Raw genomic sequence first — 22,922 nt, forward strand, 5'->3', positions numbered from 1 at the left:
GATGGTTTTATATCGCTACGGCATCTTATTCCGTCAGGACGGCATAGAGTCGTTCTTCAGGATCGTCAACAGTCAATAAGCTGCCGCGCCGACAAATTTACCGGCTCCATCGGACGGCGTTGTTGCGTGGATCACCCGTGGACTGATATTGAGCGGTTGTTTTCAGTCTCAAGTTATCAGTCTCCTGATCGGGATTTCGACGATGCCGCACACGTTCAATGCCGATCGGCGGGACAAGATTGCCAAGCAGAAATATCAGGTGACGAATTGGCCGGCATATAATGAAAGCCTACGTCAACGTGGTGATTTGACCATCTGGGTGAAGGATGAGGCGCTGTCTTTATGGACGGCGCGGAGGCGGACATCGCGGGGTGGTCAGCCGAAATACTCGGATCTGGCGATTACGTTGTGCTTGACCCTGCGCGTCGTCTACGGGCTGGCGCTACGCCAGACCCAAGGCTTGATGCGCAGTGTCGCGGCGCTGATGGGGTTCGATATTGCCGTGCCTGACTTCTCCACCCTGTCTCGCCGGAGCAAAGGGCTGGCGTTGCCGTCGACAAAGTCCCGAGCCACAACATCAGGTCCGGTCCATCTGGTTGTCGACAGCACCGGCTTGAAGGTCTTCGGCGAGGGCGAGTGGCTGGAAAACAAGCACAAAACCAAGGCCAAACGCAAAAGATGGCGCAAACTGCACCTTGGTCTCAATCTTGTCAGTGGTGAGATTGTTTGTTCCGATCTGACCGTGGATGATGTCGGCGATCCGACAGCGTTACCAGGACTTCTGGACCAGATCGGTGGCGCCGTCGAGAAGTTCATTGCCGACGGCGCCTATGATGGAACGCCAACCCGAGATCTTCTGGCGACACGCTTTGGTGAGATCGTGGAGGTCATTATCCCACATCCCAAGACTGCCGTTGCCAGCCCTCAATCGGTGCTGGTTCCATCTGTCCGCGATCGCCATATTGCAGAAATCCAGACCAAAGGGCGGATGGCATGGCAGAAATCCACCGGCTACAACAAGCGCAGTCGCGCTGAGACCCAGATGGGTCGATGGAAGGCTGTGATCGGGCCCAAACTCAAAGCACGACAGTTTGACAATCAGAAGACTGAAGCGAAGATTGGCGTCCGTGTTCTTAACCGGATGACAGAACTTGGCCGGCCCAAGTTCGAGCGCGTTGCATGAAAAATGCAGTGGATAGGGTTGCCTCGTCCAAAGTCTGATCCATGCAACAGTGTTCCTCACAGGTGAATATCTAGGAGCAAGCAAATGCTAGAAGCTGCACGAAACCGCGTCATCCATACCCTTCATGCTCATCCCTGGACAAAAATGTCTCATAAAATGGAATGCTCCGCCGCCTGGCGGTTTCTCGCGACGGTCGCCCTCGCAAGCTTCGCATCGTCGGCCTTTGCGGACACCTCGTCCGTGCCCTGGCCACAAACGCAAAGCGACATCCAAGCCGAGTCCGAGGTACATTTTGGCACGCTCGCCAACGGTATGCGGTTTGCGATTATGCGCAATGCCACGCCTCCCGGACAGGCAGCGATCCGCTTTCGCATTGGCGCCGGTTCGCTCGACGAAAACGACAACCAGCAGGGGCTGGCGCATGTACTCGAGCACATGGCCTTCAAGGGTTCGACGCATGTCGCCGAAGGGGACATTATCCGTATCCTGCAGCGCAAGGGCTTGGCCTTTGGGCCGGACATCAACGCCTCTACCTCTTATGACGAGACCGTCTATACGCTCGATTTGCCCGAGGTCGATGCTGACACAATTTCGACGGGCCTGATGCTGATGCGCGAGACGGCGAGCGAGCTGACCCTCGATGCCAGCGCCTTTGATCGCGAACGCGGCGTCATCCTGTCGGAGGAGCGGTTGGGCGACACGCCGCAGTATCGCGCGTCACTCGGAATCATGAATTCGCTGCTCGCCGGCCAGCGCGCGACCACGCGCGCGCCGATCGGCAAAGCCGACATTATCAGCAATACCCCCGTGGAGCTTGTCCGTGATTATTACCGGGCCAACTACCGGCCCGATCGGGCAACGCTGATCGTGGTGGGCGATATCGACCCCGCCGCCATGGAAGTCGAAATCCGGCAGCGCTTCGGCGATTGGAAGGCCTTGGGTCCGGCGCCGATAAAAGCGGATCTTGGCGCGCTTGTGAAGAAGGGCGAAAGCGCCGAGGTCATCGTCGTTCCCGACAGCAGGACCAGCATACAGATCGCCTGGACGCGTCCCTATGACGCCGCGCCTGACACCTTCGCCAAGCGCCGCGCTGAGCTTATTGAAAATCTCGGTCTCCGGGTGCTCAATCGCCGGGTGAGCACCATCGCCGGCAAGGCGAATGCCCCTTTCATCAATGCCGACGTCCGGACACAGGAGGATCATGATCTATTTAGGCAGGCCGCGAATGAAGCCGGGTCATTATCATCTGCCGCGCTTGTATCGGCACAGGCTCCGATTTGGAGTTCGGACGCTCCATACGGAAGCTTTTCACGCGATGACTACTCTTGGAACAACGACGTATGGGGCCCGCGCCCTGGGCCTCAGACGATTTCGGTGAGTGGAGTCAACCGGTGGAGCGTGTGGTCGGACCAGCCTAATACTCCTGGCATCAAGAGCTACCCGCACGTGGCTTTCAATATCGGGAAACCGCTCAGTTCAATCAACACTCTGAGCTCGAGCTTCAATCAGGAAGTTCCCACTGGCGGCGCCTGGGATGTCGCCTACGATATCTGGGATAGCTCAAACAAGCATGAGATAATGCTCTGGACAAACTACACCGGAAACTCGGACGGGAGCGGCAACGTTAAGCCCATTTCATATCATTATGCCCCTTCCGGGGCGGCCGTTCCGGTCTACAGCAATGTCAATGTAGGCGGAGCGACTTGGAACGTGTTTGAAGGTGAAGGGCCCGACGGTCACAAGGTCATCTCACTGCTGCGCACTTCGAAGACCAACAGCGGGACAGTGGACATCAAGAGTATCCTGCAGTGGATCAAGTCGAAGGGGTACTTTGGCGACATAAAAGTCGGTAGCGTCCAATACGGCGTCGAGATTACCTCGTCCCCGGGGGGAAAGAACTTCAATTTCAACAACTGGTCTGTGACCTCGAAGTGAAGATCGGCGCGGGGCGGCGCTAGCACGCTGTTGCTGGGCATGGGCACAGCGCGCGCTTTGGTCGAGGTCCGGGGGATGTTCATGGTGTCCAGGAGTCTGGTCGTGACAGAAGCTCTAATGTAACAGAAATTCGGGCGACTGGGAGGAGGAGTGCCGCTGTTCAAACAGACGACGCTTGGGAGGAGGAGTGGGCCGTCTGAATTCGAAGCTCTGCGGGAGGAGGTGCATCGCTTCGATAGTTTTGATCATAACCCGATGACGGACCGTGCCAATGTCTCATGCTGCACTGCAGCTATGCAAGAACTACAGGTCGGAAGGGCTGACGAACAGAACCGAAAGCGCGATCGATGCGCGGGGTACGCTGCGGGCCGGCGAGCGATGCTCTCCGGCATGACCTGTCTCGCCGCTCCGTCGGCGTTCAGGCCGCACGCTTCTTGCGAAAGTATCCAAGGCCTGCGCTTTTTGCCAGCTCTGATCGCTTGGCCGCATAGGCAGGCGCGACCATCGGATAGTCGTCCGGAAGGTCCCATTTCGTGCGGTATTGCTCCGGCGTCATCTGATATTTGGCCATCAAGTGACGCTTTAGGGATTTGAATTTTTTGCCGTTCTCGAGGCAGATCAGATAACCGTCCTGGATCGACTTTCGCACCGGCACCGGCGGCTTGGGCTTTTCGACAGGCTCCGGCACCACCTTGTCGCTGCCGACCGCGCTCAGGGCGGCATGTACGTCCGTGATGATCTTCGTTACCTCAACACCGCGGATGACATGCTTCTTGACATAGGCCGAGACGATTTCGGCCGTCAGAGTGACGAGAAGACCGTTTTGCGGTGGAAGCAGGGACATGCAGCTCTCTCCAGGATATTGATCGAATCCTTCCTAGCCGATGAGAGCACCTTTTGAAAGGCAAGGCCGACGCTGCAAAGCTATTCATCGATCAATGCACTTACCAGGGAAAGGAGACGTGCCTGATGCGCGTTGGAAGCTGCAAAATGTCCGTAATGAGCTGGCGACCTTCGGCCGTCGAATTGTAGGTGATGCGTTCGTCAATGCTTACCTCTGGCATGCCTGCCGGGATGTGGGTTATCTTGACGCGAGACGCTGGATAGCTGCCTGTAACGTCGAAGAGAACGGCATCAGGATGTACCGCCCTCTTGGTTGTTGGCAATTCGACTTCATCAAAATGGGACTCGCCATCCGGGGAAGCATAGATGCGAAGGTACTTCATGCGGCTGACTCTAACGCGTTAGCTCTACTGAGCGAGGGATGCCTACCACAAAGAACCCATCCCAACACCACAGGTCTGGCGCGAGAGTCCGGAGGGCGAAAGCTGTCGTGTTGAGATGATCGCCTTGAAGGGAAACGAACCAGCGACACACAGTGCTGTTGCGAACTTTGTAATCAGCCCCACGGCCAGCGCTGTCGGAGCCTCTGCCGTAGGGCCTAGTTCATGAGCCGGCGAACGCGCTCTCCGCGTCCTCCGACAATAGGTCGATGATCACCGTGACCGTGTCATCAGTCCTACAGAAACTTGACGTGTGGTTGGATAGACTGCAGGTCCCGCCCCATAGACAACTTTGCGCCCTTCTGCCGCAGTACAACCTATGCGGGGAGGATGACGCGGTCCTCTATCTCGCTCATTGGCTTCGCTATCCGTGCAAAGTGGGAAAGGCTTCGTGACCGACGAAACCCAAAAGTACAATTGGCGCGAGACGTGGCCGGGAGAGACCGGCCTCGACGGGAAACCACATCAAGACTATTGCGGATGGGACGGGGAAACGCTGTTCGGAAGAATACTCTTAGAGCCGGACGGATCCTCGAAAGGTCAATGGCGTCATGCCACGTGGGTCAAGACGGTGGTGCACCCTCAGGGTGGATGGGCGAAGACAGCCCGAGAAGCCTCGCACATTGTCGAAGAGCATTATCAACAGCTAAAAGCGGCCAACTGAACTGAGCAGGCGGCCCGCGGCTCCTTCTGTCTTGGCCTAGCACTACAGTTGCATTTTAGTTTTGAGGTGAGCTCGTCGAGCGGCCGCCTGATGGGCGCGCCTCCAGCATGACCATGCGATGACGTAGGCGGGGCTTATGCGACGCTGAGCGAGTCTTATGGCGATGCGTCGGACTTCCTGGATAGACCAGCGGATTAAATCCTGATGGTCGGCATCCGCAGTCTTTTTTGGCGCGTCGCGTCATTGGCGCGGTATCGGATCACCGCCATCATGGCGAAGGCGAGCATGACGAGGGAGACGTGGCGATGCCAGCCATGCCATGACCGGGTTTCGTTGTGATCGAGTCCGAGCTCGTTCTTGGCGGTCTCGAAGCTGTCTTCGATCGCCCAGCGATGGCCTTCAACGGAAACGAGCGTCTGGATGTCCGTCCCGGCCGGGCACCATGTGGTGAAGAATGCGAGATCACCGTCGCTGATATTGCGCCGGATCAGGAGGCCACGGGTCCAAAGCCCAGATTTCGTCTCGTTGTATTCGTCGGCATCGAGGTCGGCGAGTTCGCAATAGGCCCAGTCATGAAGCCGAGCGCCTTTGGTGCCCTCACCGGCGGAAAGACGCTGCCATGCACTTGGATCGAGATCACGGGCGATCTCCTGCGCTGTGCCGGCGACCGGAGGCTTTCCCGACCACGAGCCGAAATGGTGGTCCGATTTAACCCCAAGAACGTAGCCTTTGCAGGCTCGGCGCAGGGTTCCTTCGATGTCCCCGACGCCATAGACCGCATCTGCGGCCACCCATGAAAACGGCACATTGGCTGCCAGCGCACGCCGTATCATCTCGACAGCCAGGCCTGGCTTGGTAGCGAAGGCTGTAGCCTGAGGAACATGAGCTGCTGCAAGCCTTGCCGGATCGCCAGTCCAGCTCTTGGGCAAGTACAGGGCTCGATCGATAAAGGCATGGCCGCGATCGGACACATAGGCGGCGAACACACCGATCTGGCAGTTCGTTATCTTGCCAGCCAAACCTGTATATTGACGTGCAACACCGCACGATGTCTTGCCCTGCTTGAGGAAGCCCGTCTCATCGATGACCAGGACCGCATCATCCGTGGCGAGGTTTTCTACGACATACTCTCGCACGATGTCGCGAAGTGCGTCCGCGTCCCAGCGCCCGCGCCCCAGAATGGCTTGTTGCCGCCACGGGCCGGGATCACCGGCCGCCTCAGCACGCATCCAACCTGTCTTACGCCGCTCGTCACCCAGCAAGCCGTCCAGGAAAAGGTTCGCAGAGGCTGCAACTCGCTCCTGCGTAAACAGTCCGCGCATGCGAGCCTTCACGTCGCGCAACGATGATGCCCAAAGCTCAAGCGTCGTCTCGATTGATGCACCTGCCATCCATGACCTCCGAATCATGGAGACCCATAGATTCAGATCATAGATAAATATGCAACTGTAGTGCTAGGCAACAAAAAGCCCTCGCTGCTTTAAACAAGGGGCCGGCGGACGTATTGGTTGAGTAGACTAGTGCATTTGACTCCTGTCAGCGCATCTATCCTCATACACGCGTCACCACCATGCAGACAAAAAACCGACCGCGGTATGCGCGGGCGGTTTTCAGAATTTGAATTGTGTCCAGAAACCTTACGCTGCGCTAGCGGACCTGACGGCGGATGTTGCCTTGGCGACTGGCGCTTCGTACGGCTTGTAGGCGTCCTTGACGAGATCGGCATATAGTTCGCCGATCTTCGTGGCTTCGGTGATATAGCCTTCATAAGCCGACTTCACGTATTTGGTCTGCAGGTCGAACGCAGCTTCGACGCTCCTGACGCTGCTGATTTTCTCGACGTGGGCAACGCTGTCTTCAAACGCCTTTTTCGAATAGTCGGTGGTTTCGGTGGCGATCGCTTGAAAAGCCTTCGTCAACGCAGCGTAGCTCTTCAACATCGTATCCAATGTTTCTTTGCTTTTCTTGTTTGCGTCCTCGAAACTGAACATCAGGCTACTCCTCTTTTGTCGCCTTACAACGACGGCCACCCTATGTGCATCGCACAATAGAGTCAATGTATAGGTGCCATTCAATAAAGCCCCATTATTGCAACAGCTTGATGAAATTCACCGCGATGAAGCGTCATTCGCCGAAAAATCAATTAAATGTGAGCGCGACGAACATCCCACCTTTCCTTTTGTGATTGAGGCCGCGAGATAAGCTCCTTTATTGACAGGAGCGGAACGGAATGGTTGGAGATCGCGCTGATGCCATGCTTGAAGTCATGGATGAAGAAGGTATCGTCGGATCGAGGTTATCACCGGTCGGCGCCAACGGCGGAATTGGACTGACGAGGAGAAGGCGCGGATCCTTGCGGAAAGCGCAGAGCCCCATGTGAACATCTCGGCGATTGCCCGGCGCTGGGGCGTCAACCGCGGTCTGCTGAACGTCTGGCGTCGCGAAGCCGGACTGATCTCTCAACGATCCGCGAAAGCCTGCGCGCAGGAGGCGATGTTCGTGCCGGTGACGGTGGTTGGCGATAGAACGTCTTCCGAGAGCTCGCCGTCGGATGTGGCCCACTACGCGGCGGGTCGCATTGAGATCGAGATTACTGGCGCGCGCATGACCGTGATCGGCTCGGTGGCGCCCGAATTGGCGCAGGCGATCGTGGCGGCGTTGCGAGCACGCCGGTGATCGGACTTTCGCCGAATGGCGTGAAGATCATAGTGGCGACGCAGCCTGTCGACTTCCGGCGCGGCATGAATGGCCTTGTTGCGCTGGTGGCGTCAGCGCTTTCGGCTGATCCCTACTGTGGTGACGTGTTTGTGTTCCGCGCCAAGCGGTGCGATCGCCTGCGCTGCATTTATTGGGACGGGTCGGGCATGATCCTACGTTAGGCCGCCGATCCGCGAGGGCTCAATGCAGATGAGTGCCCAGGAGTTCTCGCTTTTGCTGGCCGGAATTGACTGGACGCGGGTCAAACGAAACGCGGTGAGAAGGCCTTCAAAAGCGGGCTGATCCTATTGGATTTGTTTGCAGATTCACGCTCATGTGCTAGGGTCTGTCATGCCGTTTCGACCCACCCCCTTGCCTCAGGATGCTGAGCAATTGACCCGGATCATTCTCTCGCTCGACGAAGAGAATGCCGATCTCAAAGCGCGCGTCGCCTTCCTCGAGGGCCAGCTCTTTGGGCCGAAGTCGGAGAAAATGACGGCGATCGACCCGACGCAGGCGACGCTCGACCTTGGCGATCTCAGCGACATTCCCGCAGCTGCCAATGACGATGTTGCGCCCGTCACCGAGGGGACAACACCGGCTCGACGATCGCCAGCCCGCAATATCGGCCGTTTGCCCAAGCAATCCCTCCGGCCTACTCACCCGCCGCTTCCGCGGCTCGATCCGGGGCGCAAACGCACCAAGCTCTGCCAGTTATGGGCACAGGCCATCGATGATCGCCCATGGAATGGTCCGGCGCCACCGGCGGTCGCCTATATCTGTGCCGAAAGCCGCAGCGCCCGTGAGGTCGAGGGGCAACTATCGTCGTTTGGCGGCGTGCTTCAAGTCGATGGCTACCAAGCCTATAAGACCTTGGCCAAGCGCCGGGGGAAGAGCAATGTCGCCCCCATGCGGCTGGCGTTCTGCCTTGCCCATGCGCGGCGCAAGTTCGTCGATGTCGTCAAGCTGACCGGCTCCTCGGAGGCGCTGTCGATCCTTGCCAGGATTGCCGAGATCTATCGCATCGAAGCGAAGATCCGAGGCGAAAGTGTGCCCGTCCGGATCGATGACGCGTCACGGAGATTCTCCCTCTGCTGGGTCATGGTGCAGGCGGCGGTCCTGGCGAGTGCTTGATGCAACGGCTCGGCATCCGGGCCAAGAATGGGCAAATAGGTCTGATCAATGAGAGACGCCTGCGACGTGATGGCCGCGTGTCGTCGTGACAGTCGACACGCTATGTCGATGCGCGCGCGAACAATCTGCGGCCGTCGGCAAATGCAGCACGGCTTGGACGCTCGTCGGAGCCTTGCAGCGAAAAGGTCGAAAGGCGTCTGTCGTCTCGACCATGTTCACGCAGCCGCCGATGATCTCTGACAACTTTCGACGGCAGGCGGATTGCTTCATCGATCTGATCACCTTGCGGAGTGAGCTTGACCGCCACCCGATGAACATCTGCCGCGTACGGCCGCGCCGCTATCCGATAAAGCCGAGGTCGATGCCGGCGTTTAGGCGCCGGAAGCATAGTGAGAATAGTTTGCTAGCGCCTTCCGGTCCTGAGTTCCGCCGCGCTCGTTCGAGGATGCTTGGGCCAAGCTGATCAACAACGCACGAGATGTTGACCGAGTCTCGAGTATTCGCGACTTGCAATGGCTATTTTCGTCTGCAAAGCTTATCGCACTGCCGAATTTACCCAGGCGCCGCGCGGAGTTTCCGGGTTTGCGCTCCAGACCGGATCGCCACCCTCAAGGTGATTGCTGGGGAGCCGACATGTCAGCTCGTCGTGACCTGAAGCCTTCTGCGGCTCTATGCGTTCATAGACTTGGCCAAAACCGAGCCGCCTGGACCGTGTAAGTAGCGTCGCCTCGGTCTTCTGTTCCGTTGCTGCTCAGAACTCAGTAGATAGTCAGGGGTTCTATCTGTGATCCACATAGTATTGATGGTACTATTTACGGTTGGCATCCAAGTGGCGCTCTGGTAGTGTATTTAAATGCAAGGCTCGCCCGTGAGTTGACGTTACGGGCTCGCTCTTGTCGGCTAAGGAGATTGGCAAATGACTTCGGCTGCTTTGAAATTCGTATCCGTAACAAAACTTCCTTAGCGACAATGATCTTGGGGAGCTGCTGGATAGACCGCGGGTCTCCCTCAAGCTGCCGGGCCAATCCGCTCTTTGGCAGAATGAACAAACTGCCCAAGCACGCGGGAAACCTGACTTCTTCACCTAGAATCCTTCTGGCCAGAACAAAAGTGGCGTGCAGAACTCGACCCTTTGTGCGCAACTGCGTCAGACCGGGATCGCTAGAACTCGCTCATGGACTGGTACAAGAACATTAATGTCCTGGGTCAGATCGGCTGGAACCAACCGGCCTTTGCTTTCGATACCTAAACCTCTGGAGGTTCAACTCAACGAGGCGGTCTTAGGTATTCTCGCCGCGATTGCAACCAGAGACGAGATCGCCATGGTAGAAGCGCGCCTTTGAGATACTTGAAGAAGCACGAGTCGCCGCTCCTGCGAGCCCCTTCGGGCAAGGGAACGCGTGACCAACGATGTTAGAACAGGAGGAGCGTGACATGACCCACGCAGATCAAGCTTTTGCGCCTGTCGAGGCAAATACAGTGGAACTGAGCGAGTCAACCTCTGCCGATGCGGATTTTCGGGTCGAGAGGAAGGAGGCCCGGAACTGGCGAATCAGCCTGCTCTCCGAACGCGGGAGCCACTGGTTTGAGGCAAATTTCGCTCGCGGCGGCCAAGACGCTGGCGTTTTCGAGACAGACCTTGCCGGGGCGAATGCCTTCATCCGCAAGGCGCGTTTGGATGGATTCAGAACCGAGTACATCGGACCGCTCGCTCGGTCCCATTTTTAGTCAGTAACAGTTCTTGCGCCGCCCGGTTGTCGCGCCGACGTCTGACATTGGCTAGAGACGGGTCCGGCGGAGAAACATATGGATCGAGTGAAGGTTAAAAGCGCTTTGGTAACCGGGCAGTTCTGGGGCTCGGCGACGCCTCAGCAAGCTGGCGTCTGAGGGCGCAAAAGTTGTCCAGACAAACATAAAGGACGAAGGTGAGCGGCCGTTTTTGCCCGAGGCGCGGGCGTACCAAGCGCCTTGTCCGGCGCACATAAGGGGAAGCAATCGTCGGCAATCGGTTGGTGAACGTTTGCCGTTCACAGTTCTGATGCGTGCCGCCAGCGGCTCGGCCGAAGCTTCACCGTGACGGGCTTGCCCTGTTCGGCAGATCTTGAATGCTTCCGTTGGACCAAACATGCTGATTTCGGGTCCGCCGTGCGCAATCAGGGCAGATGCCGAGCGCCTTAGGTGGCTTCGACTAGCCAGTCGGCGAACAGCCGCGCCTTTGCCGTTGCGCGCGAATGGATCCTCAGATGAAAACCGACGGGTGAGGGGATGCTTTCTTGCACGAGTTTCACCAGCCGCCTTTCCTCGATAAGGCTCCCGACGAGCCCGTCCCACCCAAGTACGGCCCCGACATCGTCTTGAGCCGCCTGAATGCAAATTCCGAGGCAATCCGCCCCCTGATTCCGAAATGATCTCGCCCCCCAATTCCGAGAAATAGTCGCCCCCTGATTCCGAGATGATGCCGCCCCCATCGGAAAGCATCTGGCGTGGGTGTTCTGCTGGTGTGAAGTTTCTTCCTTCGACGTGACGAGGAAGGAACGGGATGCCTGCGGAGAGACTGGAGATGCGGCGTGTCCGCGAGATATTGAGATATCGCTTCGAACAAGGACTTGGCCACAAGTCGATCGCGGTTCGGGTTGGAGCTGCGCCATCGACGGTGCGCGAGACGCTTCGGCGTGCGGCCATTGCGGAGCTATCGTGGCCGTTGGGTGACGACGTCAGCGATGCAGTCCTGGAAGCGGCGCTTTACAAGGCAGGCGGGACGAAGACGGGTCATCGTCGGAGCCCTGAGCCGGACTGGGCGCAGGTCCACCGCGAGCTGAAGCGCAAGCATATGACGCTGCAGATCCTTTGGGACGAATACATCAGCCGTTATCCGGAGGGCTATCGCTACAGTCGCTTCTGTGACCTCTACCGCGGCTGGGCGATGAAGTTGCCTGTGACGATGCGGCAGGATCACGCGGCCGGCGACAAGCTGTTCGTCGACTACGCCGGCGACACGGTCACGGTTGTCGTTGATCGGCTGTCCGGCAAGACACGGCAGGCGCACCTGTTCGTGGCGGTTCTGGGAGCATCCAGCCTTTCATATGCGCAGGCACGTTGGAGCGAGACGCTTCCCGACTGGATTGAATGCCATATCCTGGCGCTGGAGTACTTTGGCGGTGCGCCAGCCTTGCTGGTTCCCGACAATGCCAAGGTAGCGATCATCAAGGCCTGCCACTTCGATCCCCAGGTCAACCGGACGTATTGCGGGATGGCGGCCCATTATGGCAGCGCCGTCTTGCCGACGCGGCCGCGACGCCCGCGGGACAAGGCGAAAGTGGAAGCTGCGGTTCGTATCGTCGAACGCTGGCTATTGGGCCGGCTGCGCCATCGCATCTTCTATAGTTTGGCCGAGGTCAATGCGGCGATTGGCCAATTGCTCCATGATCTCAATGATAAGCGCGTTCTGCGCCGTGTCGGCGCCACGCGCCGCCAATTGTTCGAGGAGCTTGATCGTCCGGCTTTGCGACCGCTGCCTGTCGAACGTTATGTCTTTGCCGAATGGCGTATCCGGCGCGCCGGGCTGGATTATCACGTCGAGATCGAGCGGCACTATTATTCCGTTCCCTATCGCTTTGCCCGCGAGCAGGTCGAGGCTCGTATCACCGCCAATACGATCGAGATCTTCCACAAGGGCGAGCGAATTGCCGCTCACCGGCGCTCCAGCGGCAACGGCAAGCACACGACGATCCCCGATCATATGCCCTCTGCGCATCGCCGCTTTGCCGACTGGACGATTGAACGGATTCAACGCGAAGCCTCTGCGATGGGGCCGGATGTTGCGCTGTTGTGCGAGCGCATTCTTGCCGACAGGCCTCATCCCGAGCAGGGCTTTCGAGCTTGCCTCGGCATCATCCGCCTCAACAAGAGCTTCGGCCGCGACAGGGTCAATGCCGCTTGCGGCCGTGCGTTGGAGATTGGCGCACGAACCTATGGCTCGGTGCGATCCATCCTCGACAATCACCTTGACCGGACGGCTGCCTCAAATGGAGCGGCGCCGCATGAACCGATCCATCACGCCAACATCCGCGGACCTCGCTATTACCACTAAGGAGAACGAAAGATGCTTGCCCATCCAACACTGGATAAATTGAATGCCATGGGCCTGGCCGGCATGGCAAAGGCCTTTGGCGAACTTGTTGCCAACGGCGAAGCCGAACATCTCTCGCACGCCGAATGGCTCGGACTGCTGCTCGAACGGGAGTGGAGCTCCCGTTACGATCGGAAGCTTGCGGCACGCCTCAGGTTTGCCAAGCTTCGCCACCAGGCCACCCCAGAAGATGTCGACTATCGCGCCGACCGCGGCCTCGACCGTGCTCTCTTCATGAAGCTGCTCGGTGGCGACTGGATCAACGCCCATGACAATCTGGCCATTTGCGGACCCTCGGGTGTCGGAAAGAGTTGGTTGGCTTGCGCTCTCGGCCACAAGGCTTGCCGAGACGATCGCTCAGTTCTCTATCAGCGTGTCCCAAGGCTGTTTGCCCAGCTTGCGCTCGCGCGTGGTGATGGCCGCTACGCCCGCCTGCAACGAACCTTGGGCCATGTTCAGCTCCTGATACTGGATGATTGGGGGCTCGAGCCGCTCAACGAACAGGCCCGCCACGACCTGCTGGAAATCCTCGAAGATCGCTATGGACGCAAATCAACGATCATTACCAGCCAACTTCCCGTGTCCGCATGGCACGGCGTCATTGGCGACCCAACCTACGCCGATGCCATACTCGACAGGTTGGTCCACAATGCCCACCGCATCGAATTGAGCGGCGATAGTCTGCGCCGAAATCTACCGCGCAAAGCTTGACACCTCGCCTGAATGAACTGACAACAATCATCGCCTGCAGACCCCACTAAACAGGGGGCGAGATCATCCCGGAAACCGGGGGCGCAATCATCTCGGAACAAAGGGGCGGCTTCATCGGAATCGGCAGCCTGAAGTGCGATCATGTAATTGTTGACGTAAAAACTGCGGCCCTTCGGGGCGGGACATCCGAGTACGGCAAACCAATCGTCCCAGGCCGTCCAACCGGTCTCGTTGCTGCTGGAATGGATCAAGGGTGCTTTGAGCAGATCCTCGAGCCGGGCAATGCGGTGCTCGGCGGCAAAACGTGTTGTTTCCAGCGCGATAATGTGGTCCTGAAAGAGCTTCCGGTATTCTACACCGTTCTCCTGGGGGTTGCCGTAATGGATAGTCAGATCGCATCGGCTGGTCATTCCAGGCACATCGCTGACGACCTGTGACACGGTGATGGAGGGATGGATCTTCCAGAAGGCCGAAATCTTCGGTGTCAGCCATAGTGAACTGAACGCCGTGGTCACGTCGACGGTTTCCGGCCGCTCGCGGATCTGGGTACTGCTTTCGCCTTTACATCAGCTCGTCTCGATTGTGACGGCCCCGGATAGAAGGTCTCTTAAAGATAGTCGGCCGCCAACCATTCGGGAGAAAGCCAAAGCGCCAGTGCCCATAGCAAGGAGGGCGTTCCCTGGGGAAATAGTTTCCGCATCGCGAACATGGTCTGGTCACCTCGACCCTCTGTGCGCCATCTTCGGTAGGAGACAATCGATCATTTGACGGGGAAGTAGTGGGGCGGGTGTGACGGGCTTCAGGCCGCCACGGCTGGACCTGTCGATCTATCCCTACCTGCCGAGGGCAACGGTCGAGAAGACGTCGGCAAAGGCGTACATGCTCCTCCTGTCATCTGATGCGGGAGAAGCCGCATGAGCACCGAAGTACCAGAGATCCTTCTCGGACGATAAGAGGATCACGGGAAAATCTAGTCATGCCGCCAGATCTCACATTTTGATTGATGCCCGGTTAACGTTAGGGTGCCGCTGAACATCACCGCGTTCCATATCATCCAGCCAGCGTCCAGTATGCAGAAAGACGTGGGGCAAGTCCAACCGCGCATGGTTCCCTGCATGTAACTAACGTATAAGAAACTGCCTACTTACAACAAGATGGCCAATTCCCTATTTATAGTCCCAAGATTTGCGTGATTCATCCCGGCGCCGCTGAAATCGCTGCATTTCGATGACCAACTGAATTGGAGAGCTTATGTCTTTGAAGAACTTTATGCGCGCTGGCGTATTTGCGGCTCTCGCCGTCGTAAGCCTTACAGGCGCTGCACAAGCGGGTCCTGCGCAAAACAAGGAACTGGTCATCAAGGCTGTTGCCGGCCTCTTCATTGATCATGATCCGGCGGTTGTCGACGAATACTGGAGCCAGAAATATATCCAGCACAACCCCCGGTTCCCCAGCGGCAGGGACGTCATTAAGCAATTTGCGTCCAACCCGCCGCCGGGCTTCAAATATGAAATGGGTGCCGTTGCCGCCGATGGCAACGTTGTCATGGTACACGGCCGGTACACAGGCCTTGGTCCCAAACCGATGATCGCGGTCGATATGTTCCGCATCGAAAAAGGCAAGATCATCGAGCACTGGGACGTGCTTCAGGAGGAGGTTCCAGCCAGCCAAACCAAAAGCGGCAACCCGATGTTCGTTCCGGGGATGTAAAGTGAACGAGAGGGTCAGGAGGAATCCGCCTAACCCTCTCGTCTTTTATCGTCAGGAGTGGTTGTATCGGCACCGTAAACTTAACGCTGTGAAAGTTGATTTGTGTAGGGGTATTTGCGCCCCCGCGTAGTCGACAGCGGTCTTGTTGATGTGCCCGTCCTGCAAGTTGAGGGACGTGAGATTCCCAACGCTCTGTTGGTTTCCACGCGGAACTGCGCCGGTTTTTCGACCGAGAAGTGAGCCACCGCTGAGTATGGTTTTCTGATCAGGGTTTGGTCAAGCGGATGGCTTTTTCTCCTCTCTTCTGTGCTGTTGCGGCCGAGCTGGCCTTGAAACGGAAGCTGTCGTTTCCTGTTTCGAGGACATGGCAACGGTGGGTCAGGCGGTCGAGCAAAGCGGTGATCATCTTGGCCGTCGCCGAAGACGGTGGCCCATTCGCTGAAGCTGAGGTTGGTGGTGATGATGACGCTGGTGCGCTCATAGAGCTTGCTCAGCAGGTGGAAGAGCAGCGCTCCGCCTGACGCACTGAACGGAAGGTATCCGAATTCATCAAGTATCAGCAGATCGAGGCCAACCAGCGTCTCGGCAATCTGGCCTGCTTTGCCTTTGGCCTTTTCCTGCTCGAGCGCATTGACCAGTTCGATGGTCGAGAAGAAGCGGACCTTCCGGCGATGATGCTCAATCGCCTGAACACCAAGGGCGGTCGCGACATGTGTTTTTCCTGTGCCCGGCCCGCCGACGAGCACCATATTCTGCGCTCCGTCGATGAACTCGCATCGGTGCAGTTGGCGCACTGTCGCTTCGTTGATCTCGCTGGCGGCGAAGTCGTATCCGGAGATGTCCTTGTAGGCTGGGAAGCGGGCAGCCTTTATGCAGGAAATCTACCTGAATTTGGTGTTTTTCGACGGCCCGATTCAGATATATCGCCAATTGCCGCGGATCTTGACGTAGGTCTCGTCAATCAGGACTGAGCCGCAATGCGGCCGCCGGAACTGGCGAAGCCGCTTTTCGATCATCGGCGCGTAGGCCAGAACACAACGGTTGACGGTCGTAGGCGCTGCTTGCGCGGCACCTTGAGGTCTTCCTCCAGCCAATACTAGATCGTCGCGGGAAACTCGATTTGCTTGAGGCACGCATCGTCGGATCACCTTTATGTCATCGAGAGTGCGTCAGAGCCAATTATGGACGCCGATTGATAGTTCTGAGAGTGACAGACGCGAATTCGTCTCGGCTATAATGACCTCATCACTTGCTTGTCCGCATTGTCGTTGAGGTTTAAAGGGCGCGCCGGCTGACGTCATGGCCCGGGTGACAGCGGCAAATGGTGGTTGACTTGGCTCGCGCCGTGACGGACGTCGCTGGCTTGGAGTTGCTTATCGAGCGACGCGCGCCACGAGGAGATTGGGTCAAAGCCGTAAAAGGCGAAATCCCGCTGGATCCAGCAGGTGAATGATGACATGCGAAATAATAATTTTACCGTTAGCGCCAAACCTTACTAGAATCGTTCCAACTAACGAGGGCATCACACCAATGCGCCTGCCCTCGGCGACTGAACGGAGAAAAGTTTGTCTGATGCAAAACTGCAGAGCGTACTCTCGTCTCTTTCGCAATTGGCCAGGAGGCTGGATTCATTGGCGTCCAGCCCAGCACCGTACGATAGAGCGCGTCCGATGAAAGCGGAATCGGCGTGGGGCCTGAACGAAGCAAATCCTCAGGATCGATCATCAATGATCCTCAGGTGCGCGGGATATTCTATCAGGCAATCACCATCATCATTCTCACAGCGCTCATCTACTGGATCGTCGATAACACTGTCGACAATCTCAGGCGCGCGAATATCGCGTCAGGCTATGACTTTCTGAGGAGTCGCGCCGGTTTCGACGTCGGGCAGTCGCTGATTTCATTCACCAGCGATTCCACCTATGGCCGCGCTTTGCTGGTCGGCTTCATCAACACATTGCTCGTCGCGATCACCGGTATCATCACCGCGACGATCATCGGCTTCCTCGTCGGTATCGGACGCCTTTCGCACAACTGGATCATTGCCAAGCTCTCGCTGGCCTATGTGGAGGTGTTCCGCAACATCCCGCCGCTGCTCGTCATATTCTTCTGGTATAGCGGGGTGCTGTCGATATTGCCGCAGGCACGAGATGCACTTACCCTGCCCTTCGATATCTTTCTGAGCAATCGCGGTGTCGCCTTTCCAAGGCCGGTTGCCGGAGAGGGTGCCGAATACACGCTCCTCGCGTTTATCTTCCTCGTGCCTATGCTGATACCCAGGATCCCATACAAGGGACTGAACGCGCTTCTACTGCTGGGCGCCCTGCCCGTCCTCGCGGCGATCCTGCTCCCCGGCGGCTGGTTCGGCCTTACCTATGTCGAAACGCCGCTCTGGGGCGGCCTGATGGTCACCCTGGTACTGTCCTTCGTCGGAATAGCCGTTTCGCTGCCGCTCGGCATTCTGCTGGCGCTCGGACGCCGGTCGAACATGCCGGTCATAAAAATGCTCTGCACGGCCTTCATCGAGGTCATCCGCGGCGTTCCGCTGATCACCGTGCTTTTCATGGCAAGCGTGATGCTGCCGCTTTTCCTGCCGCAGGGCGTCACCTTCGACAAGTTCCTGCGGGCCCTGATAGGCGTGTCGCTCTTCGCCTCCGCCTATATGGCGGAAGTGGTGCGCGGTGGCTTGCAGGCCATCCCGAAAGGCCAGTATGAAGGCGCCGATTCACTGGGCCTCAGCTATTGGCAGAAAATGGGCTTCATCGTCCTGCCGCAGGCACTCAAGCTGGTTATCCCCGGCATCGTCAATACGTTCATAGGCCTCTTCAAAGACACATCGCTCGTATCGATTATCGGCATGTTCGACCTGCTCGGCATCGTTCGCCTGAACTTCAGCGACACCAACTGGGCAAGCGCCGTCACGCCGCTGACCGGCCTGATCTTCGCGGGCTTCGTCTTTTGGCTTTTCTGCTTCGGCATGTCGCGCTATTCAGGCTTCATGGAACGCCTGCTCGACAGAAGCCAGCGGTAAAAAGGGGAACAAGAAAATGGCAAATACCGCCACTACAACGAAAATGGCTCCATCGGCGACGGATGTCGCGATCGAAATTACCAACATGAACAAATGGTACGGTGATTTCCATGTGCTTCGCGACATCAATCTCAGAGTCGGACTCGAAAAGGTTTCAACGATATCCATATCTTGCAAGGCGTCTGGTGAGCATGCGGATGTGAGCGATGGTGATCCACGCTTCTGCTGAAGCGACGGATTTTTCGAAGTCCTTGGCCAGTCTGCGGCATCGACCCAGCCAGGCGAAGGTCCGCTCGACGACCCAGCGGCGCGGCAGGATTTCAAAACCCTTGGCCTTGTCGGAACGTTTGATGATTTCGAGTGTCCATTTCCCGATTTTCTGCAGCCGCTTTTTGAGCTTGTCGCCCGCATAGCCGCCATCAGCGAAGACATGAAGCAACCACGGCCACCGGTTTTTGATGGATTTCAGGAGATCGGGAGCGCCGTCGCGATCCTGAATATCGGCGCTGTGCACCATGAGGCCGACCATCAGCCCGAGCGTGTCGACAATGATGTGGCGCTTGCGGCCCTTAATCTTCTTGCCTGCATCAAAGCCACGGATACCGCCGCTTTCCGTCGTTTTAACGCTTTGGCTGTCGATCGCGCCCGCTGTCGGCGAGGCTTCTTTCCCCTCCAATTCCCGCGCCTCCATGACGAGGTGATGGTTGATCCGTGGCCAAAGACCCATTGCCCGCCATTCATAGAAATATCGCTGCACCGTCGAACAGGGCGGAAAGTCCTTCGGCAGCATCCGCCACTGGCAGCCTGTCGAAGCGATATAGAGAAGGGCGTTTAAAACATCGCGCAAATCAGTCTTGCGCGGACGACCCAGACGCCGTGGCGCAGGCATGAACGGTGCAACAAAATCCCATTCGCGATCCGTGACATCGCTTGCATATCCGCTCGTCCGCCGGACATAATTGCGCCGGGTGGTTTCAGTCCAGGCCATCGTGATCTCCATCGAATCTTTGCAAATCCGACGGAATCACAACTGGCTGAAATCACTCAATTCTTTTTGAGGCAGCCTCTCAGGGTCATGAGCGGCGAGCGCATCGTTGTCGCCGGCCCTTCCGGATCCGGAAAGTCGACGATGATTCGATGCATCAACCGGCTCGAAGAGCATCAGAAGGGTAAAATCGTCGTCGACGGGATCGAACTCACCAACGACCTGAAGAAGATCGACGAAGTGCGCCGGGAAGTCGGCATGGTCTTCCAGCACTTCAACCTCTTCCCGCATCTCACGATCCTGGAAAACTGCACACTGGCGCCGATCTGGGTGCGCAAGATGCCGAAGAAGGAAGCCGAGGAAGTCGCGATGCACTTTCTGGAGCGCGTAAAGATTCCGGAGCAGGCCAAAAAATATCCGGGTCAGCTTTCGGGCGGCCAGCAGCAGCGAGTCGCCATTGCCCGCTCACTTTGCATGCGACCGAAAATCCTTCTTTTCGACGAGCCGACCTCTGCACTCGACCCTGAAATGGTCAAGGAAGTGCTCGACACCATGGTCAGCCTCGCCGAAGAAGGCACCATGATCTGCGTGACACATGAAATGGGCTTCGCGCGACAGGTCGCCAACCGCGTGATCTTCATGGACCAGGGCCAGATCGTCGAGCAGAACTCGCCGGCTGAGTTCTTCGACAATCCGCAGCATGAGCGGACCCATCTTGAAGAGCTCTACGGCATCGATGTGTCGCCGGATCTGATCTCGGCGGTGACCGATACGGTTCTGGAGGCCGTCGGAGAGTGGCAAAACCGGCCGCTCGAGCTTTGCTATCACCTCGTGTTTTTCGACGCCATCCGGGTCAAGATCAGAGACGAGGGCTTCGTATGTCGGATTTGCGACTGGTGCGCAGTCGACGAGGACGAAGCGCAACGGGCGGGGACCGCCCAAACTGGTTGGCTGCATCATTGTTGAAGTGCGCCAGTGCGCGTTCAGTATGGAATCCGTCCTTCGATGGGATTGCAGCTGCCCATGCGCAATCTTGTGCTGCCGCCCCGGTCATCACGAGCTGTCAGCTACGCGCGGCTTCTCTTCGGGGTAGTGGAGCCGATCGTATCAGGCTTCCTCTTGCGGAACGCTGAGGTGATTCGCTGCGGTGGCTATTCAGCCGCGACTTGACGGGCCTTCAGGAAAGCCTGGAAACGCTCGGTCTGCTCTTCCACCGGTACGCCTTCTGCGTCCATTTGAGCCGTGAAGTCCGTGTACCGCGGATCAGGCGCAATAGCTTCTATTCGGGGGTTCGCCCGTCTCTGATCCACACGCCATTTCATATAAGCAGGTTTCTGTGACGTTAGATGGATCACTGGCCTTCTGAATTGTCGGTACACAGGCCAATCCTCGAACCCAGTTCGTCAGGCTGGATCTCGCCAGCGATGTCGTCGTCGGTGACAACAGATGCACCTGAAACGCGCGCAGTCCAAGACGGTCTGGCGATCGCCCGAATGGCGGAACTTGGTCACCGCAGGGACTGTCAGGAATTCTGTGCGGTGGGCCGGTTTCATCAGTTGAAGAACCGCTCGCCAAAGATGACGGCGAACTGTGTCTTTGCCTCGACCCATTCCCGCGGCGCCCGTTTCCATTGCTCGGCCGCGTTGTTAAGAACGAGATATAACAGCTTCATCGCGGCTTCGTCACCAGGGAAATGCCCGCGAGAACGCACAGCTCGCCGAAGCTTCGAGTTGAGGGCCTCTATTGCGTTCGTCGTGTAGATGATGCGGCGGACCCCTTCGGGGAAGGCGAAGAAGGGAACGACGTGTTCCCAGTTGCGCCGCCAGCTTTGAGCGATAGCGGGATATTTCTGGCCCCAGTACCCTTCCTCGAAGGCCTCCAGCGCCTTCAGGCCCGCCTCGGCATCTCGGGCGCGGTAGATGGCTCTCAACGCCGGCACAACGGTCCTTCTATCCTTATAGGATACGAACTCCAACGAGTGCCGGATCAGGTGGACGATGCAGGTCTGGACGATTGTTTGGGGAAAGACGGCGGTGATGGCCTCGGGGAAGCCCTTCAAGCCGTCGACCACGGCGATTAGGATATCCTGGCAACCGCGGTTCTTCAGCTCGTTCATGACCCGCAGCCAGAACTTTGCCCCTTCCGTCTGCTCGATCCAGAGCCCGAGGATCTCCTTGCTGCCGTCAGCGAGCACGGCCAGGGCGATATAGACGGCTTTGTTGCGTACGAAGCCCTCGTCTCTGATCTTGACCCGGATGGCGTCGAAAAACACGAGGGGGTAGCAAAGCTCGAGCGGCCGGTTTTGCCACTCTCCAACGGCCTCCAGAACCGTATCGGTCACCGCCGAGATCAGATCCGGCGACACATCGATGCCGTAGAGCTCTTCAAGATGCCCCTGGATCTCGCGCACTGTCATACCACGGGCGTACATCGAAATGATCTTATCGTCGAAATCGGGAAACCGGCGCTGATACCTGGCGATCAGCTTTGGGTCGAAGGTACCCGCCCGATCGCGCGGGATGGTCAGCGTCATCTTCGATGTGCCAGTCAAAACCGTCTTCTTGGAGGAACCGTTGCGCCTGTTGGCGGGGCCGCCCTCCAGGCGCTCGACGTCGAGATGGTCGTCAAGCTCCGCATTGAGGATGCGCTCTGAAAGCGCCTTCTTCAGATCGTCCAGCAAACCGTCCTTGCCGAAAACCTCGGATGGATCACGTCCAGCCAGGAGCTGGTCCAGAAGTTCTTTCTCGATAGCCATGTGATGATTCTCTCCTTTTCATCATCATGGCCCACCGCACAGAATTCCTGACAGTCCCGCCTCCTCCGCTCACGCTCCGGCCTATGATGCGCACCGCTTTTCGCCGTGCCTTTGGAACGATCATCGCAACCACCAAAGAGGAGTGAAAGACATGAACATCACCAACTACATCCAGTTCGACGGCGACAATCTCGACAACGCAAAGGGCGCCGGCCTCATCTCCACTGTCGACCGCGACATGGACATCAAGGTGGTGCCGTTCGCGTCCGACAATGAAAAGGCCCCGACGCACCGCTTCTACGCCAAGTCACTGCGCGGACATGACATCTACACCCTCTCGATCCGCAAGCTTCGCTACAACGCCAATCTCGGCCGGTTCCCCCGCCAGGACGACGCCTCCCTGCAGGCGATCATCGAATGGGAACCCCGCGATTAAACCATTCACAGTGCCCGGCGAGCAGCCGGGCGCCCACCTTCGAAAGGCCGGAGAACCCGGCAAAGTGCTGATATTCAGCATTTTTCCTGCTACGGTGGCCCGTAACTGGAGATTTGCCGATGAACGTTCATTCCCGCCGTCCGGATCGTTCCCCGGAAGCTATCGAGAAGAGGCGTAAGGCCGCCGAGCAGGCGCGCGCCGCCAATATCCGGCAGGGCTACGTTCACTATCCTGCCCTCGAGGAGGCGACCGCGCGGTAGTCGCCGGCG

Annotated in this window: 13 protein-coding genes and 16 pseudogenes; 18 read left to right on the forward strand and 11 right to left on the reverse strand. The window is 57.8% G+C overall.

Features of this window, described 5'->3' with window-relative positions:
• Positions 1-202: 202 nt before the first annotated feature.
• The 3 genes and pseudogenes from JOH52_RS34620 to JOH52_RS34630 form a co-directional block, all read left to right on the forward strand.
• Positions 203-1,183, forward strand: coding sequence for an IS5 family transposase (locus tag JOH52_RS34620; RefSeq protein WP_012881223.1), 981 nt, complete (start codon positions 203-205; stop codon positions 1,181-1,183).
• A gap of 144 nt (positions 1,184-1,327) precedes the next feature.
• Positions 1,328-2,380, forward strand: a pseudogene (locus JOH52_RS34625) (M16 family metallopeptidase); the annotation flags it as partial.
• A gap of 45 nt (positions 2,381-2,425) precedes the next feature.
• Positions 2,426-3,118, forward strand: a pseudogene (locus tag JOH52_RS34630) (glycoside hydrolase family 12 protein); the annotation flags it as partial.
• Positions 3,119-3,536: 418 nt separating this feature from the next.
• Here the strand turns inward: JOH52_RS34630 and JOH52_RS34635 are convergent.
• Positions 3,537-3,962, reverse strand: a complete 426-nt coding sequence (locus tag JOH52_RS34635) for a Ros/MucR family transcriptional regulator (RefSeq protein ID WP_012881225.1) — start codon at positions 3,960-3,962, stop codon at positions 3,537-3,539.
• Positions 3,963-4,062: 100 nt separating this feature from the next.
• A complete protein-coding gene (locus JOH52_RS34640; RefSeq protein ID WP_017267080.1) occupies positions 4,063-4,344 on the reverse strand; it encodes a hypothetical protein in 282 nt (93 codons plus the stop codon).
• Positions 4,345-4,792: 448 nt separating this feature from the next.
• Here JOH52_RS34640 and JOH52_RS34645 point away from each other — a divergent pair, with 448 nt between their 5' ends.
• The gene (locus JOH52_RS34645) at positions 4,793-5,065 is read left to right on the forward strand and encodes a hypothetical protein (RefSeq protein ID WP_012881227.1); all 273 of its coding nucleotides are present in this window, start codon (positions 4,793-4,795) and stop codon (positions 5,063-5,065) included.
• Positions 5,066-5,259: 194 nt separating this feature from the next.
• On the opposite strand, the gene JOH52_RS34650 is transcribed toward JOH52_RS34645, so the two are convergent.
• Positions 5,260-6,474, reverse strand: a complete 1,215-nt coding sequence (locus JOH52_RS34650) for an IS701-like element ISRm31 family transposase (RefSeq protein ID WP_012881228.1) — start codon at positions 6,472-6,474, stop codon at positions 5,260-5,262.
• A 228-nt stretch (positions 6,475-6,702) separates the two neighbouring features.
• Positions 6,703-7,056: a phasin family protein gene (locus JOH52_RS34655; RefSeq protein WP_017266443.1), complete on the reverse strand. Its 354-nt coding sequence runs from the start codon at positions 7,054-7,056 to the stop codon at positions 6,703-6,705.
• A 239-nt stretch (positions 7,057-7,295) separates the two neighbouring features.
• Here JOH52_RS34655 and tnpA point away from each other — a divergent pair.
• The 4 genes and pseudogenes from tnpA (at position 7,296) to JOH52_RS34675 (ending at position 10,624) form a co-directional block, all read left to right on the forward strand.
• Positions 7,296-7,741 (forward strand): annotated as a pseudogene (tnpA, locus tag JOH52_RS34660) (IS66-like element accessory protein TnpA).
• Positions 7,738-8,065, forward strand: a pseudogene (tnpB, locus tag JOH52_RS34665) (IS66 family insertion sequence element accessory protein TnpB). The pseudogenes tnpA and tnpB overlap by 4 nt, the downstream one beginning before the upstream one ends.
• A gap of 48 nt (positions 8,066-8,113) precedes the next feature.
• Positions 8,114-8,827 (forward strand): annotated as a pseudogene (locus tag JOH52_RS34670) (IS66 family transposase); the annotation flags it as partial.
• Between the two features lie 1,479 nt (positions 8,828-10,306).
• Complete coding sequence (locus JOH52_RS34675; RefSeq protein WP_017265730.1) at positions 10,307-10,624, forward strand: hypothetical protein; 318 nt, start codon at positions 10,307-10,309, stop codon at positions 10,622-10,624.
• A 232-nt stretch (positions 10,625-10,856) separates the two neighbouring features.
• Here the strand turns inward: JOH52_RS34675 and JOH52_RS35835 are convergent.
• A pseudogene (locus JOH52_RS35835) lies at positions 10,857-11,066 on the reverse strand (transposase family protein); the annotation flags it as partial.
• Between the two features lie 4 nt (positions 11,067-11,070).
• Positions 11,071-11,271: pseudogene (locus JOH52_RS34680) on the reverse strand (LysR family transcriptional regulator); the annotation flags it as partial.
• Between the two features lie 185 nt (positions 11,272-11,456).
• On the opposite strand from JOH52_RS34680, the gene istA reads away from it, so the two are divergent.
• Together istA and istB (JOH52_RS34690) are read left to right on the forward strand one after the other, a co-directional pair.
• A complete protein-coding gene (gene istA, locus JOH52_RS34685) occupies positions 11,457-12,986 on the forward strand; it encodes an IS21 family transposase (protein WP_012477342.1) in 1,530 nt (509 codons plus the stop codon).
• Positions 12,987-12,998: 12 nt separating this feature from the next.
• A complete protein-coding gene (istB, locus tag JOH52_RS34690; RefSeq protein ID WP_012477343.1) occupies positions 12,999-13,736 on the forward strand; it encodes an IS21-like element helper ATPase IstB in 738 nt (245 codons plus the stop codon).
• A gap of 98 nt (positions 13,737-13,834) precedes the next feature.
• On the opposite strand, the pseudogene JOH52_RS34695 reads toward istB (JOH52_RS34690), so the two are convergent.
• A pseudogene (locus tag JOH52_RS34695) lies at positions 13,835-14,293 on the reverse strand (LysR substrate-binding domain-containing protein); the annotation flags it as partial.
• A gap of 694 nt (positions 14,294-14,987) precedes the next feature.
• Between JOH52_RS34695 and JOH52_RS34700 the strand changes: the two are divergent.
• Entirely contained in the window at positions 14,988-15,446 is a 459-nt protein-coding gene (locus tag JOH52_RS34700) for a nuclear transport factor 2 family protein (RefSeq protein ID WP_017265971.1), read from the forward strand.
• Between the two features lie 265 nt (positions 15,447-15,711).
• Here JOH52_RS34700 and istB (JOH52_RS34705) read toward each other — a convergent pair.
• Positions 15,712-16,318 (reverse strand): annotated as a pseudogene (gene istB, locus JOH52_RS34705) (IS21-like element helper ATPase IstB); the annotation flags it as partial.
• A gap of 1 nt (position 16,319) precedes the next feature.
• Positions 16,320-16,498 (reverse strand): annotated as a pseudogene (locus tag JOH52_RS34710) (DDE-type integrase/transposase/recombinase); the annotation flags it as partial.
• 686 nt (positions 16,499-17,184) lie between these two features.
• On the opposite strand from JOH52_RS34710, the pseudogene JOH52_RS36790 reads away from it, so the two are divergent.
• From JOH52_RS36790 to JOH52_RS34725, 3 pseudogenes are all read left to right on the forward strand, one after another.
• Positions 17,185-17,556 (forward strand): annotated as a pseudogene (locus JOH52_RS36790) (ABC transporter permease subunit); the annotation flags it as partial.
• A 141-nt stretch (positions 17,557-17,697) separates the two neighbouring features.
• Positions 17,698-18,477 (forward strand): annotated as a pseudogene (locus JOH52_RS36440) (amino acid ABC transporter permease); the annotation flags it as partial.
• A 16-nt stretch (positions 18,478-18,493) separates the two neighbouring features.
• Positions 18,494-18,616 (forward strand): annotated as a pseudogene (locus JOH52_RS34725) (amino acid ABC transporter ATP-binding protein); the annotation flags it as partial.
• A 15-nt stretch (positions 18,617-18,631) separates the two neighbouring features.
• Here JOH52_RS34725 and JOH52_RS34730 read toward each other — a convergent pair.
• Complete coding sequence (locus JOH52_RS34730) at positions 18,632-19,465, reverse strand: IS5-like element ISRm4-1 family transposase (protein WP_013851057.1); 834 nt, start codon at positions 19,463-19,465, stop codon at positions 18,632-18,634.
• Between the two features lie 78 nt (positions 19,466-19,543).
• Here JOH52_RS34730 and JOH52_RS34735 point away from each other — a divergent pair.
• A pseudogene (locus tag JOH52_RS34735) lies at positions 19,544-20,179 on the forward strand (amino acid ABC transporter ATP-binding protein); the annotation flags it as partial.
• Positions 20,174-20,341: pseudogene (locus JOH52_RS34740) on the forward strand (transposase); the annotation flags it as partial. The pseudogenes JOH52_RS34735 and JOH52_RS34740, both read left to right, overlap by 6 nt.
• A 673-nt stretch (positions 20,342-21,014) precedes the next feature.
• Here the strand turns inward: JOH52_RS34740 and JOH52_RS34745 are convergent.
• A complete protein-coding gene (locus JOH52_RS34745; RefSeq protein ID WP_209566099.1) occupies positions 21,015-22,217 on the reverse strand; it encodes an IS256-like element ISRm3 family transposase in 1,203 nt (400 codons plus the stop codon).
• A gap of 151 nt (positions 22,218-22,368) precedes the next feature.
• Between JOH52_RS34745 and JOH52_RS34750 the strand changes: the two genes are divergently transcribed.
• Together JOH52_RS34750 and JOH52_RS34755 are read left to right on the forward strand one after the other, a co-directional pair.
• On the forward strand, positions 22,369-22,653 hold the full coding sequence (locus tag JOH52_RS34750; protein ID WP_127633791.1) for a hypothetical protein: 285 nt from the start codon (positions 22,369-22,371) through the stop codon (positions 22,651-22,653).
• Positions 22,654-22,772: 119 nt separating this feature from the next.
• Positions 22,773-22,910: pseudogene (locus tag JOH52_RS34755) on the forward strand (antitoxin VbhA family protein); the annotation flags it as partial.
• Positions 22,911-22,922: the final 12 nt, after the last annotated feature.

This window comes from Sinorhizobium meliloti (assembly GCF_017876815.1).
Taxonomy (GTDB): Bacteria; Pseudomonadota; Alphaproteobacteria; order Rhizobiales; family Rhizobiaceae; genus Sinorhizobium; species Sinorhizobium meliloti.

Excerpts from the sequence above, each read along its gene's own strand:
- JOH52_RS34675 (WP_017265730.1), top strand. The coding sequence starts at position 10,307 with ATGTTAGAACAGGAGGAGCGTGACATGACCCACGCAGATCAAGCTTTT.
- JOH52_RS34655 (WP_017266443.1), bottom strand. The coding sequence starts at position 7,056 with ATGTTCAGTTTCGAGGACGCAAACAAGAAAAGCAAAGAAACATTGGAT.
- istB (WP_012477343.1), top strand. The coding sequence starts at position 12,999 with ATGCTTGCCCATCCAACACTGGATAAATTGAATGCCATGGGCCTGGCC.
- JOH52_RS34745 (WP_209566099.1), bottom strand. The coding sequence starts at position 22,217 with ATGGCTATCGAGAAAGAACTTCTGGACCAGCTCCTGGCTGGACGTGAT.
- JOH52_RS34650 (WP_012881228.1), bottom strand. The coding sequence starts at position 6,474 with ATGATTCGGAGGTCATGGATGGCAGGTGCATCAATCGAGACGACGCTT.
- JOH52_RS34700 (WP_017265971.1), top strand. The coding sequence starts at position 14,988 with ATGTCTTTGAAGAACTTTATGCGCGCTGGCGTATTTGCGGCTCTCGCC.
- JOH52_RS34640 (WP_017267080.1), bottom strand. The coding sequence starts at position 4,344 with ATGAAGTACCTTCGCATCTATGCTTCCCCGGATGGCGAGTCCCATTTT.
- JOH52_RS34635 (WP_012881225.1), bottom strand. The coding sequence starts at position 3,962 with ATGTCCCTGCTTCCACCGCAAAACGGTCTTCTCGTCACTCTGACGGCC.
- istA (WP_012477342.1), top strand. The coding sequence starts at position 11,457 with ATGCGGCGTGTCCGCGAGATATTGAGATATCGCTTCGAACAAGGACTT.
- JOH52_RS34620 (WP_012881223.1), top strand. The coding sequence starts at position 203 with ATGCCGCACACGTTCAATGCCGATCGGCGGGACAAGATTGCCAAGCAG.
- JOH52_RS34750 (WP_127633791.1), top strand. The coding sequence starts at position 22,369 with ATGAACATCACCAACTACATCCAGTTCGACGGCGACAATCTCGACAAC.
- JOH52_RS34730 (WP_013851057.1), bottom strand. The coding sequence starts at position 19,465 with ATGGCCTGGACTGAAACCACCCGGCGCAATTATGTCCGGCGGACGAGC.